This is a genomic window from Streptococcus symci (assembly GCF_006385165.1).
In the GTDB taxonomy this organism is placed as follows: Bacteria; Bacillota; Bacilli; order Lactobacillales; family Streptococcaceae; genus Streptococcus; species Streptococcus symci.
The window spans coordinates 129,646-143,037 of the sequence record NZ_VFJA01000003.1 but is presented as its reverse complement, the minus strand read 5'-3'; the positions used below and the strand labels follow the sequence as shown (position 1 = coordinate 143,037).

Genomic DNA, 13,392 nt, shown 5'->3' with positions numbered 1-13,392 from the left:
AGATAAGTCTATTATATCACAAAATGAATTTATAATATGCTATGCGGTGCAATTGAGTAGTATGTAAGCACTTTAAAAAAGAGTTATTTTGATTTAAAAATGGTATAATGAGAGAATGACAGAAAGGAATTATTTATGGAACAAAAAGAGAAACATTTTAGCCTATCTTGGTTTTTCAAGTGGTTTTTGGATAACAAGGCCATCACGGTATTTTTAGTAACCTTGTTATTGGGACTCAATCTGTTTATTTTGAGTAAGATTAGTTTTCTATTTTCACCTGTTTTGGACTTTTTGGCAGTTGTGATGTTGCCAGTTATTCTGTCCGGTTTGCTATATTATTTGTTGAATCCTATTGTTGACTGGATGGAGAAGCATAAGATTAATCGCGTCATAGCAATCAGTATTGTCTTTGTCATCATCGCTATCTTTATCATTTGGGGCTTGGCAGTAGCTATTCCAAATCTGCAACGTCAGGTCTTAACATTTGCTAAGAATGTTCCGGTCTACCTGGAAGATGCTGATCGCGTTATTGATGATTTGGTAACCAAGCGTTTGCCAGATGATTTCAGGCCTCAGTTAGAGCAAGTTTTGACAAACTTCTCAAGTCAGGCTACAGTTTGGGCAAGTAAAGTTTCTTCACAGGCAGTCAACTGGGTGAGTGCCTTTATTAGCGGGGCTTCTCAAGTGATTGTTGCCTTGATTATCGTTCCTTTCATGCTCTTTTATCTCTTGCGTGATGGGAAAGGCTTGCGTAACTATTTAACCCAATTCATGCCAACGAAATTGAAGGAACCTGTAGGACAGGTTTTGTCAGATGTGAATCAACAGTTGTCCAACTATGTTAGAGGACAAGTAACAGTGGCTATTATTGTAGCAGTAATGTTTATCATCTTCTTCAAGATTATTGGTTTACGCTATGCAGTTACGTTGGGGGTTACTGCTGGTATTTTAAATCTGGTTCCTTATTTGGGTAGCTTCTTAGCCATGCTTCCTGCCCTAGTATTGGGCTTGATTGCTGGGCCAGTCATGCTTTTAAAAGTAGTGTTTGTCTTTATCGTAGAACAAACTATTGAAGGCCGTTTTGTCTCTCCATTGATTTTGGGAAGTCAATTAAACATCCATCCTATTAATGTTCTTTTTGTCTTGTTAACTTCAGGATCCATGTTTGGTATCTGGGGAGTCTTGCTCGGTATTCCAGTTTATGCCTCTGCTAAAGTTGTCATTTCAGCCATTTTTGAATGGTATAAGGTAGTCAGTGGCCTATATGAACTAGAGGGAGAGGAAATCAAGAGTGAACAATAGTCAACAGATGTTACAGGCCTTGGAAGAGCAAGATTTAACCAAGGCTGAGCACTATTTCGTCAAAGCTTTAGAAAATGATCCAAGTGACCTTCTGTATGAGTTAGCTACTTATCTTGAAGGGATTGGTTTTTATCCTCAGGCAAAGGAAATTTACCTGAAAATCGTAGAGGATTTTCCAGAGGTTAATCTTAATCTAGCAGCAATTGCTAGCGAGGATGGTCAAATCGAAGAAGCCTTTGCTTATCTTGAAGAAATCCAAGCAGACAGTGACTGGTATGTTTCAGCTTTGGCACTTAAAGCAGACCTTTACCAGCTGGAAAGTTTGACAGATGTGGCGCGTGAGAAATTATTGGAGGCCTTGACTTACTCAGAAGATCCTCTCTTGATATTGGGATTAGCAGAGTTGGATAGTGAGTTGGAAAATTACCAAGAAGCTATTCAAGGCTATGCCCAGTTAGATAATCGTACTATTTATGAGCAAACAGGCATTTCTACCTATCAACGGATTGGCTTTGCCTATGCCCAGTTAGGGAAATTTGAAACAGCTACAGAGTTTTTAGAAAAAGCCCTGGAGTTAGAATACGATGACCTAACAGCTTTTGAGTTGGCCAGTCTTTACTTTGATAGAGAAGAATACCAAAAAGCTGTCCTCTACTTTAAGCAACTTGATACCATTTCACCTGATTTTGAAGGATATGAGTATGGTTACAGTCAGGCCTTACATAAGGAACATCAAGTTCAAGAAGCTCTGCGTATCACTAAGCAAGGCTTAGAGAAAAATCCCTTTGAAACTCGCCTCTTGCTGGCTGCTTCACAATTCTCTTATGAATTGCATGATGCCAGTGGTGCAGAAAACTACCTCCTTACTGCAAAAGAAGACGCTGAGGATACGGAAGAAATCTTACTCCGTCTAGCCACTATTTATCTAGAACAGGAACGTTATGAGGACATTCTAGACTTGCAAAATGATGAGCCAGAGAATCTTTTGACCAAGTGGATGATTGCTCGTTCCTATCAAGAAATGGACGATTTGGATACTGCCTACGAGCATTATCAAGAGTTGGCAGGAGATTTAAAGGATAATCCAGAGTTTCTGGAACCCTATATCTATCTCTTGCGTGAATTGGGTTATTTTGAAGAAGCAAAAGTCAATGCGCAAGCTTACTTAAAACTGGTTCCAGATGATGTACAAATGCAAGAATTGTATGAGAGATTGCAGGAATAAAATGTTTTAAAGCTATATCTTATCATTTTTCATAGTATCATCTACAGGTTATTTTATCTATTGTATGGTGAGAGTATATTTGAGTTATTGTGTTTGTATTCGAATTTACAATACAATACATAAGAAGTGAGATAAGTAATATTTTTAAAAGCACAATCTTAGATTTTATAACAATAAAAAGAAAAGTTCTCATTTTATAAGAAACTCAGACTGAAAACAAAGCCCTTAGACTAAAAGTTTCTAAGGGCATTTTTTCTAAAGTCGTATAATAGATGTCAGAAAAGTTGTGAGATGTTTCCTATGTTTCATAAAGAAAATCCAGACAATAACCGCAATCAGGTTGTCTTTTACACGCTAGATGAACTCGTTCCGCAAGAACATTTTCTTAGTCAGATTGGACAAGTTATTGATTTTCCTTCATCTATGACTGAATCGTATCCAATAACCGCAAATATACTCACAAAGTTTTGATAATCAAGCTAAGTTTATGTGGAAGTTAAGATTGACTTAGATCGGAAAAACCACGGAAAACAGGGCGGGAAACTTTTTTGCATTGAAAAGTATTTTGCAGAGGTTTCAAATTTTTTAAGGATAGGAGATCTGGAGAAATAAAAAAGACAAACACTAGAATAATGTTTGTCTTCGGTATGGAGTTCTCATTTAATGAGAACCTAGTTACAATTAGTTTTTAGAAGCTTCTTGGAATTCTGGGTTTTTCCATGCTTCGTCAATGATAGCTTGTAATTCTTTAGCAGATGCTTGCATTTTTTGAGTTTCTGCGTCGTTCAATGGGATATTTACCGGACGAACAATACCATGTGCACCAACAACAGCTGGTTGACCGATAAAGACGTTTTTAACTCCGTATTGACCTTCTTGGAATACTGAAAGTGGAAGTACTGCGTTTTCATCGTCAAGGATTGCTTTAGTAATACGAGCAAGAGCTACTGCGATACCGTAGTATGTTGCACCTTTTTTGTTGATGATTGTGTAAGCTGCGTCACGAACACCTTCGAACAATTCAATCAATTCAGCTTCTTGAACATTTTGAGTGTCTTTAAGGAATTCTTCAAGGTTTACACCAGCGATGTTAGCGTGTGACCAAACAGCGAACTCAGAGTCACCGTGTTCACCCATAATGTAGGCGTGCACTGAACGAGCATCAACATCCAATTTTTCAGCAAGTGCTTGACGGAAACGAGCTGAGTCAAGTGAAGTACCTGAACCGATAACGCGTTCTTTAGGGAATCCAGAGAATTTCCAAGTTGAGTAAGTCAAGACGTCAACTGGGTTAGCAGCAACAAGGAAGATACCTTTGAAACCTGATTCAACAACTTGAGTTACGATTGATTTGTTGATAGCAAGGTTTTTACCTACAAGGTCAAGACGAGTTTCACCTGGTTTTTGAGGCGCACCTGCAGTGATCACAACAAGGTCAGCGTCTGCACAGTCAGAGTATTGAGCTGCATAGATTTTTTTAGGTGAAGTGAAGGCAAGGGCGTGACTAAGGTCAAGCGCGTCACCAACAGCTTTTTCATGCAATTGTGGAATTTCGATAATTCCAAGCTCTTGTGCAATTCCTTGGTTAACAAGTGCAAAAGCGTAAGAAGAACCTACAGCACCATCACCGACAAGGATAACTTTTTTGTGTTGTTTAGTTGAAGTCATTATTCTAAACATCTCCTTAATTTTATTCAGGGGTTTCCCCAGTTATTTCAATTTTATCACTTTTAAAAAGCTTTGTCACGGATATACATTTCAGTTCTTGATGTAAACGTTTTAGCGATTTTAGATACCTGAAATATGGCGGACATTATGGTATAATATAGTTAATTACTAATAGTGAAATGAGGCATTTATTAATGCAGGATAGAAATTTAGTGAATGTCAATCTGACAAAGGAGATGAAGACGAGTTTTATCGATTACGCCATGAGTGTTATCGTAGCGCGGGCCCTTCCTGATGTTCGAGATGGCTTGAAACCTGTTCACCGTCGGATTCTCTACGGAATGAATGAACTGGGTGTTACTCCAGACAAACCTCATAAAAAATCTGCTCGTATTACAGGGGATGTCATGGGTAAATATCACCCACACGGGGATTCCTCTATCTATGAAGCCATGGTTCGTATGGCTCAATGGTGGAGTTACCGTTACATGCTTGTAGATGGTCATGGGAACTTTGGTTCCATGGATGGTGATGGTGCTGCCGCCCAGCGTTACACTGAGGCACGTATGAGCAAGATTGCTCTAGAGATGCTTCGTGATATCAATAAAAATACGGTTGACTTCGTTGATAACTATGATGCCAATGAACGTGAACCCTTGGTCTTGCCAGCACGCTTTCCTAATCTTTTGGTTAATGGAGCAACTGGTATTGCTGTTGGGATGGCAACCAATATTCCACCTCATAACCTGGGTGAAACTATTGATGCTGTGAAGTTGCTCATGGACAATCCTGAAGTGACCACTAAGGACTTGATGGAAGTCTTGCCTGGGCCAGATTTTCCAACTGGTGCTCTTGTTATGGGGAAATCAGGTATTCATAAGGCTTATGAAACAGGTAAAGGATCGATTGTCCTTCGTTCACGTACTGAAATTGAAGAAACTAAGACTGGCCGTGAGCGTATTGTTGTAACAGAATTTCCTTATATGGTCAATAAAACAAAGGTGCATGAGCATATTGTTCGTTTAGTCCAGGAAAAACGCATTGAGGGCATCACAGCAGTCCGTGATGAGTCAAACCGTGAAGGTGTTCGATTTGTTATCGAAGTTAAGCGCGATGCCTCAGCCAATGTTATCCTCAACAATCTCTTCAAGATGACACAGATGCAAACCAACTTTGGTTTCAATATGCTTGCTATCCAAAATGGTGTACCCAAGATTTTGTCCCTTCGTCAGATTTTGGATGCTTATATTGAGCACCAAAAAGAAGTGGTTGTTCGTCGTACTCGTTTTGATAAGGAAAAAGCAGAAGCGCGTGCTCATATCTTAGAAGGTCTCTTGATTGCGCTAGATCATATCGATGAAGTGATTCGTATCATCCGTGCTAGTGAAACGGATGCGGAAGCACAAGCTGAGTTGATGAGCAAGTTTAAGCTTTCTGAACGTCAAAGTCAAGCTATACTTGATATGCGTCTTCGTCGTTTGACAGGTTTGGAACGCGATAAGATTCAGTCTGAGTATGATGACCTCTTGGCTCTGATTGCAGATTTAGCAGATATTCTTGCTAAGCCGGAACGTGTTTCTCAAATTATCAAGGATGAATTAGATGAAGTCAAGCGTAAGTTTGGAGACCAACGTCGTACGGAATTGATGGTCGGTGAAGTCTTGAGTCTTGAAGATGAGGATCTAATTGAAGAAGCTGATGTCTTGATCACTCTTTCTAACAAAGGATACATCAAACGTCTGGACCAAGCTGAGTTTACTGCTCAAAAACGTGGGGGGCGTGGTGTTCAAGGAACAGGTGTTAAGGATGACGATTTTGTTCGTGAGTTAGTGTCAACTAGTACCCATGATCACCTGCTCTTCTTCACAAATAAAGGACGTGTCTATCGCCTGAAAGGCTATGAAATTCCTGAGTATGGTCGTACTGCCAAGGGATTACCAATAGTTAATCTTTTGAAATTGGATGAAGGTGAAAGTATTCAGACCATCATCAATGTTGAGTCTGAACGTAGTGACGATGCTTACCTCTTCTTCACAACTCGTCATGGTATTGTGAAGAGAACCAGCGTTAAGGAATTTGCTAACATTCGTCAGAATGGTCTCAAGGCTTTGAATCTCAAGGATGAAGATGAGCTGATTAATGTCTTGTTGACGGAAGAAGATACGGACATTATCATTGGTACCAAGTTTGGTTATGCAGTTCGCTTTAATCAATCAGCCGTTCGTGGCATGAGTCGTATCGCCACTGGTGTAAAAGGTGTTAATCTTCGGGAGGGGGACACAGTTATTGGTGCCAGTGTAATCACAGACCAGGACGAGGTTCTTATCATCACTGAAAAAGGATATGGTAAGCGCACAGTTGCGACTGAATATCCAACAAAAGGTCGTGGTGGTAAAGGAATGAAGACGGCTAATGTAGCTGAAAAAAATGGTCCTTTATCCGGTCTCTTGACAGTTAAAGGTGATGAAGATTTGATGATTATCACTGATACAGGTGTCATGATTCGAACTAACGTTGCCAATATTTCACAAACAGGTCGCTCAACTATGGGAGTTAAAGTGATGCGCCTGGACCAAGATGCTAAAATTGTAACCTTTACTACGGTTGCAGCAGCAGAAAAAGAAGAAGTTGGGGCAGAAAACGAAACAGAAGGTGAAGCATAATGTCTCATAAAAAGAATAATAAGAAAATCAAACGAAAAAATCTGCTGACAAATATCTTGGCTGTATTTCTCATACTGATCTCTATTGCTTTAATTTTTAATGCAAAGATTCGTGATGCCTTTATTGCTTGGAATAGTAATAAATACCAAGTTAGTCAAGTATCAAAAGAAAAAATAGAAGAAAATCAGGACACAGAGGGAAATTTTGATTTTGATTCAGTAAAAGCCATTTCCTCTGAAGCTGTTTTAGCCTCTCAATGGGATAATCAAAAATTACCTGTTATCGGAGGAATTGCAATACCTGAGCTTGAAATTAATTTACCTATCTTTAAGGGGATTGCAAATGTCAATCTTTTATATGGTGCGGGTACCATGAAGCGTGACCAAGAAATGGGTAAAGGGAATTATTCATTAGCTAGCCATCATATTTTCACAGGTGATAATGCTAGTCAGATGCTTTTTTCTCCACTAGATCGTGCGAAAAAAGGGATGAAAATTCACTTGACAGATAAGAATAAAGTGTATACCTATGAAATTAGTGAAGTGAAACGAGTTACACCAGATAGAGTAGATGAAATTGATGACCGAACGGGTGTTGATGAAATTACTTTAGTAACTTGTGAGGATGCAGCAGCTACTGAGCGGATCATTGTAAAAGGTGATTTGAAAGAAACAAAAGATTATTCACAAACATCTGACGAAATTTTGACAGCCTTCAATCAACCATATAAACAATTTTATTAGTTCTAAAATAATCAGTGAAGATTAAGTTTCATTGATTCTTTTAATATTTTCATAAAATAAACTTTTATGAAATACAGAAAACGTTTCCTTAATTCTAAAGTTTGTGATATAATTATCACAAATAAAAGTTTTAGGAGTTTATTATGGTTTCTTCAGAATTTATCTCAAAGATTGAATTTGCTTGCAAGAAGAAGGAAAGTCTTTATAGTCAAAGCAAATTTAAGTATGCGATTCGTTCGATGTTCGCAGGTGCCTTTTTAACCTTCAGTACAGCTGCGGGTGCAGTTGGGGCTGACTTGATTAATAAAATTGCACCAGGTAGTGGACGTTTCCTATTCCCCTTTGTCTTTGCTTGGGGATTGGCCTACATTGTTTTCTTGAATGCCGAGTTGGTAACATCAAACATGATGTTCTTGACTGCTGGTAGTTTCTTGAAAAAAATCTCTTGGAGAAAAACAGCTGAGATTTTACTTTACTGTACCTTGTTCAACCTTATCGGGGCTTTGATAGCAGGTTGGGGCTTTGCTCATTCAGCAGCCTATGCACATCTGACTCACGATAGTTTCATCTCAGGTGTTGTTGAGATGAAGTTAGGCCGTTCAAATGAATTAATCTTGCTTGAGGCGATTTTGGCAAATATTTTTGTAAATATTGCGATTCTTTCATTTGTTTTGGTCAAAGATGGTGGTGCCAAACTTTGGCTTGTGTTGTCAGCGATTTACATGTTTGTATTCTTAACAAACGAGCACATTGCTGCGAACTTTGCTTCTTTCGCGATTGTAAAATTCAGTGTTGCTGCTGATTCAATTGCTAACTTCGGTGTTGGAAATATGCTTCGTCACTGGGGGGTAACCTTCATTGGGAACTTGATCGGTGGTGGTCTCTTGGTTGGTCTTCCATATGCCTTCCTCAATAAAAATGAAGATACTTATGTAGATTAAGAAAATGAGCACGATTGAGTCGTGCTTTTTTCGTTTTTAAAATAGAGTAATAGCTATTTCTTATATCAAAATATAGAAAACTGATATTTGTAAACTATACCTTAAGGTGCTACAATATCCTTAATCAAACTATTTGGAGGTCGTTTTATGACTCGTGATTTTAAATTTGAAACTTTGCAACTACATGCTGGTCAAGTTGTGGATCCAGCTACCAAGTCTCGTGCAGTGCCAATTTATCAGACAACATCCTTTGTTTTTGATGACACGCAGGAAGGTGCCGATTTGTTTGCCTTGAGAAAGCCAGGTAATATCTATACTCGTATCACCAACCCTACAACAGCTGCCTTTGAAGAAAGAATCGCTGCTCTTGAAGGTGGTGTCGGAGCTCTTGCAACCGCATCAGGTATGGCCGCAGTGACTTATACGATTTTGGCGCTTGCCCATGCTGGTGATCATGTAGTAGCGGCATCAACTATTTACGGCGGGACTTTCAACCTCTTGAAAGAAACCCTTCCTCGTTATGGTATCACAACAACCTTTGTGGATGTGGATAATTTAGAGGAAGTGGAAGCAGCGATCAAAGACAATACCATGCTTGTATTGATTGAAACCTTGGGCAATCCCTTGATTAACATTCCTGACTTGGAAAAATTGGCTGAGATTGCTCATAAACATCAGATTCCACTTGTTTCCGATAATACCTTTGCTACACCTTATTTGATTAACGTTTTTTCTCACGGTGTAGATATTGCCATTCACTCTGCGACTAAGTTTATCGGTGGACATGGTACGACAATTGGAGGAGTGATTGTCGATAGCGGGCGTTTTGATTGGGCAGCTTCAGGAAAATTCCCTCAATTTGTTGAGGAAGACCCAAGCTACCACAATTTGAGCTATACTCGTGATGTGGGTGCAGCAGCCTTTATTATCGCTGTCCGTGTTCAATTGCTTCGTGATACAGGTGCAGCCTTGTCGCCATTTAATGCCTTCTTGTTACTCCAAGGACTTGAAACACTTTCTCTTCGCGTGGAACGCCATGTGCAAAATGCTGAGAAAATTGTTGATTTCCTTGTCAACCATCCTAAGGTAGAAAAAGTCAACTATCCAAAACTTGCTGATAGTCCTTACCATGCCTTGGCTGAGAAATATTTGCCAAAAGGTGTGGGCTCAATCTTTACCTTCCATGTCAAAGGTGGGGAGGCAGAAGCACGCAAGGTAATTGATCATTTAGAAATCTTTTCTGACCTAGCAAATGTGGCAGATGCCAAATCGCTTGTTGTCCATCCAGCAACAACCACTCATGGTCAATTGTCAGAAAAGGACCTAGAAGCAGCAGGTGTTACACCAAACCAAATCCGCTTGTCAATCGGTCTTGAAAATGTTGATGATTTGATCGAAGATTTGCGCTTGGCCTTGGAAAAAATTTAAAGTAAAAAAAGATAAACGGTGGGTTTCGACTCGCTGTTTTTGATTTTCCTTCAGGCATGATATAATGGTTACAGAAGTCTAGAAAGAGGAACGATATGAACGAAATCAAATGCCCCAACTGTGGGGAAGTCTTTACAGTAAATGAAAGTCAGTATGTTGAACTTTTGTCTCAAGTGAGAACGGCAGAGTTTGATAAGGAATTGCACGATCGGATGAAGCAGGAACTGGCCTTGGCAGAGCAAAAGGCCATGAATGAACAACAGTCTAAACTAGCTCAAAAAGACCAAGAAATTGCTCAATTGCAGAGTCAAATCCAAAACTTTGATACAGAAAAAGAATTGGCCAAGAAAGAGGTTGAACAGACAAGCAATCAGGCCTTATTGGCTAAGGATAAGGAAGTACAGTCCTTGGAAAACCAATTGGCGACCTTACGTTTAGAGCATGAAAATCAACTACAGAAGAGCCTCTCCGACCTAGAAAAAGAACGAGACCAGGTTAAAAATCAGCTTCTCTTGCAAGAAAAAGAAAACGAGCTTTCTCTTGCTTCTGTTAAGCAAAACTATGAAGCACAGCTCAAAGCAGCCAGTGAACAAGTCGAATTTTATAAGAATTTCAAGGCACAGCAGTCTACAAAAGCTATCGGGGAAAGTCTGGAACACTATGCAGAGAGTGAGTTTAACAAGGTCCGTAGTTTTGCCTTTCCAAATGCTTACTTTGAAAAGGATAACAAGGTTTCTGCGCGTGGGTCTAAGGGGGACTTTATCTTCCGTGAATGTGATGAAAATGGGGTCGAAATCATTTCCATCATGTTTGAGATGAAAAATGAAGCTGACGGAACAGAGAAGAAGCACAAGAATGCAGATTTTTACAAGGAATTAGACAAGGACCGTCGTGAAAAGAACTGTGAATATGCGGTTTTGGTGACGATGCTTGAAGCCGATAATGACTACTTTAACACAGGGATTGTTGACGTTAGTCACGAGTATGAAAAGATGTATGTGGTTCGCCCTCAGTTCTTTATCCAGTTGATTGGGCTTTTGAGAAATGCTGCGCTTAATTCTCTTAAATATAAGCAGGAGTTGGCTTTGGTGCGTGAGCAAAATATCGATATTACACATTTTGAGGAAGATTTGGACGCCTTTAAACAGGCCTTTGCTAAGAACTATAATTCAGCTTCGACCAACTTTGGTAAAGCAATCGATGAAATTGATAAGGCTATCAAACGCATGGAAGAGGTTAAGAAGTTCCTGACAACATCTGAAAACCAACTTCGCCTCGCAAACAATAAATTGGAAGATGTTTCAGTCAAAAAATTGACTCGAAAAAATCCAACCATGAAAGCGAAGTTTGAAGCATTGAAGGGGGAGTAAAATTACCTTAGAAACAGGAGTTCTTATGAAAAAAACTTTGAAATTATCGGATGTCTATATTGCATATTTACCACTAGTTGTGTTTCTTCTTAATCTCCTATATGGTCTTTTAAATATTGAAGGGGTAGGTGACTCAGACTCAAGATATAGTTTATTATTTGGTGTTTTTGGCCTTGTTCCAACAGTCTTAGGCTACGGAATTAGCTTTTTAGCCAATCTTATTGTAGGTATAACTTATGTGATAAAGGCAAAAAATCGAACGAAATGTCTGATTGCATTCCTATTGATTGGCAATATTTTTTTAGCAATTTTTCTGATGTTTGTGCTAAGGTTTAAAATGATCGTTTCCTTTGACTTTATAAAAGATATTGACCTTTGGAGTTTCATTTTTTCATTATTTTTATTTCCGTATTTAGATTGGATTTATCAAAAGGTTGAGTACAATCAAAAAGTGAGTAGATTTGTAGTCATTATAGTATTAGCGGGAACTCTTTCTCCATTTCTAGGCAGTGAAATTCAAACTTACTTGAGAAATAATGCCAAAGTACAACAATTACAAGAGTTTTATCATTCTAGGGGGTTGAACTACGAATTAACACTTAAGTCTTCATACTATGATAGTAATATTTCCGATGTAGGTGTCTTTGATGTTTTCGATAAGGGAGTTACATTAAAAGTGGGTGCTAAGTACACGCGTCAAAAATTGAAATATGTTACTTTCATTGATCAAGACTACGGCCTAAAGGAATTTATAGAAAATGCTGTTTCAAGTGATGAAGCTCAAATAGTTCTAAAAGATTTTAAGTCAGTAGTAGAAGATGCTATAAAAAAGAAAGGTTATGATTTATCTGTATTTGATGCTGAAGATCAACCATTAGCTAGCCCAGGTTTTCAAATATCACGTTCGTTTAGAATCACTTCTTTTATTAAAGAAAAAGCAGCTCAAAATCAAAACTCATCTAGTCCAGAAAAACAAGCATTTGGAGGATATGCAGCAATTTCTCTTAAAGACTATATGAAAGAGGGAGCCCTTCGTTTATGTTTAACACTTAGTGAACGTGACAAATTGAAGTTAGATGACATTGATTTTTCAGGACTCTCCGATGGACACTACATGATCAATAATGAATATTTTATAGTGAACAACGGAATGTATACAATAGTTGAAGATGAAGGTGATTTTGAAAATTTTTTACAGAGAGAATCTAGTAAACAATTTTATTTGGAGGATTTTTATAAAATTGAAAAGCTTAATTAAATTATTAGCAAATAAAGATGTAAAATTTCTTTATAATATTTGTATTCGATTATCTACATATTTATTAGTTGTTGCAGTTTATATAGCAATTTTGGGTTTGTTTTTATTGTTTAAACAGAATATTATTGCAGTACGTTATCTGTTATTTTTGTCGGTATTATTTATAGTTATTGGCATCTTTTTAAATTTATTGACATGGAAAGTTCTTCTATATTGGAAGGTGGTTTTGATTGATTTTAAGAAATATCAATTTTTCTTTGAATACAATGTTAGTCATTCCAATAAGTTTAATAAGAAATTTAATGAAGTAAGTTTTGAATTAATCACAGGAGAATTATCTTACCTCAGAGGAGATTTTTTATTATCACTTAGTCAATATTCAAATATCAATCTTTCTAATATTTCTAAAAAAAATAGAAAAATATTTGAATTGAAGAAATTATATTATAATTTTCTATCTTCTATCCATATTCAAGATGAGCAAAATATTGCTTTCTTTGAGGAACAATTGTCCAAGGCGCCAGATTCGAAAGATGGTAAGGCTAAACTCGTTGCTAAAGCTCAAGCCATAAAAGATATTGTGTTCAATAAAGAAGCGAACGACTACTTCGACATTACTGAACCAGAAAATAAGCTAGCTCGAATCATGTTTTCTTATTATGGCGCTCTCAATGCCCAATTAAAAGGAGATGAAGCTCGTGCCCGTAGTTTGTTTGAAAGTATCGCTCATGAAAAACCAGAACTCTTTTATGTTCAGGAAGCTAGGAAGTATTTAGAAAAATGAGCTGATATAG

At 38.0% G+C, this 13,392-nt stretch carries 10 protein-coding genes; 9 read left to right on the top strand and 1 reads right to left on the bottom strand.

What is annotated here, in order from left to right:
• Positions 1-135 precede the first annotated feature (135 nt).
• A complete protein-coding gene (locus FJN11_RS07325) occupies positions 136-1,302 on the top strand; it encodes an AI-2E family transporter (protein ID WP_140224243.1) in 1,167 nt (388 codons plus the stop codon).
• The gene (locus FJN11_RS07320; protein ID WP_049511092.1) at positions 1,292-2,527 is read left to right on the top strand and encodes a tetratricopeptide repeat protein; all 1,236 of its coding nucleotides are present in this window, start codon (positions 1,292-1,294) and stop codon (positions 2,525-2,527) included. The genes FJN11_RS07325 and FJN11_RS07320 overlap by 11 nt, the downstream gene beginning before the upstream one ends.
• A gap of 681 nt (positions 2,528-3,208) precedes the next feature.
• Here the strand turns inward: FJN11_RS07320 and FJN11_RS07315 are convergent.
• The gene (locus FJN11_RS07315) at positions 3,209-4,195 is read right to left on the bottom strand and encodes an L-lactate dehydrogenase (RefSeq protein WP_023942623.1); all 987 of its coding nucleotides are present in this window, start codon (positions 4,193-4,195) and stop codon (positions 3,209-3,211) included.
• Between the two features lie 194 nt (positions 4,196-4,389).
• Between FJN11_RS07315 and gyrA the strand changes: the two genes are divergently transcribed.
• From gyrA to FJN11_RS07280, 7 genes are all read left to right on the top strand, one after another.
• Entirely contained in the window at positions 4,390-6,858 is a 2,469-nt protein-coding gene (gene gyrA / locus FJN11_RS07310) for a DNA gyrase subunit A (RefSeq protein ID WP_140224242.1), read from the top strand.
• Positions 6,858-7,601, top strand: coding sequence for a class A sortase (locus FJN11_RS07305; RefSeq protein ID WP_033681684.1), 744 nt, complete (start codon positions 6,858-6,860; stop codon positions 7,599-7,601). The genes gyrA and FJN11_RS07305 overlap by 1 nt, the downstream gene beginning before the upstream one ends.
• A 143-nt stretch (positions 7,602-7,744) precedes the next feature.
• Positions 7,745-8,542 (top strand): formate/nitrite transporter family protein, encoded by a 798-nt coding sequence (locus FJN11_RS07300; RefSeq protein WP_045606724.1) that lies wholly within the window; start codon positions 7,745-7,747, stop codon positions 8,540-8,542.
• 147 nt (positions 8,543-8,689) lie between these two features.
• The gene (locus FJN11_RS07295) at positions 8,690-9,970 is read left to right on the top strand and encodes an O-acetylhomoserine aminocarboxypropyltransferase/cysteine synthase family protein (RefSeq protein WP_140224241.1); all 1,281 of its coding nucleotides are present in this window, start codon (positions 8,690-8,692) and stop codon (positions 9,968-9,970) included.
• Between the two features lie 95 nt (positions 9,971-10,065).
• A complete protein-coding gene (locus FJN11_RS07290; RefSeq protein WP_140224240.1) occupies positions 10,066-11,340 on the top strand; it encodes a DUF2130 domain-containing protein in 1,275 nt (424 codons plus the stop codon).
• A gap of 25 nt (positions 11,341-11,365) precedes the next feature.
• Positions 11,366-12,598, top strand: coding sequence for a glutamyl-tRNA amidotransferase (locus FJN11_RS07285; protein WP_140224239.1), 1,233 nt, complete (start codon positions 11,366-11,368; stop codon positions 12,596-12,598).
• Entirely contained in the window at positions 12,582-13,382 is an 801-nt protein-coding gene (locus FJN11_RS07280; protein WP_246039361.1) for a hypothetical protein, read from the top strand. The genes FJN11_RS07285 and FJN11_RS07280 overlap by 17 nt, the downstream gene beginning before the upstream one ends.
• The last annotated feature ends 10 nt before the right edge of the window (positions 13,383-13,392 follow it).

What these genes read in the sequence shown, in the direction of transcription:
- FJN11_RS07325 (WP_140224243.1), top strand. Translation starts at nt 136, where the DNA reads ATGGAACAAAAAGAGAAACATTTTAGCCTATCTTGGTTTTTCAAGTGG.
- FJN11_RS07315 (WP_023942623.1), bottom strand. Translation starts at nt 4,195, where the DNA reads ATGACTTCAACTAAACAACACAAAAAAGTTATCCTTGTCGGTGATGGT.
- gyrA (WP_140224242.1), top strand. Translation starts at nt 4,390, where the DNA reads ATGCAGGATAGAAATTTAGTGAATGTCAATCTGACAAAGGAGATGAAG.
- FJN11_RS07305 (WP_033681684.1), top strand. Translation starts at nt 6,858, where the DNA reads ATGTCTCATAAAAAGAATAATAAGAAAATCAAACGAAAAAATCTGCTG.
- FJN11_RS07300 (WP_045606724.1), top strand. Translation starts at nt 7,745, where the DNA reads ATGGTTTCTTCAGAATTTATCTCAAAGATTGAATTTGCTTGCAAGAAG.
- FJN11_RS07295 (WP_140224241.1), top strand. Translation starts at nt 8,690, where the DNA reads ATGACTCGTGATTTTAAATTTGAAACTTTGCAACTACATGCTGGTCAA.
- FJN11_RS07290 (WP_140224240.1), top strand. Translation starts at nt 10,066, where the DNA reads ATGAACGAAATCAAATGCCCCAACTGTGGGGAAGTCTTTACAGTAAAT.
- FJN11_RS07285 (WP_140224239.1), top strand. Translation starts at nt 11,366, where the DNA reads ATGAAAAAAACTTTGAAATTATCGGATGTCTATATTGCATATTTACCA.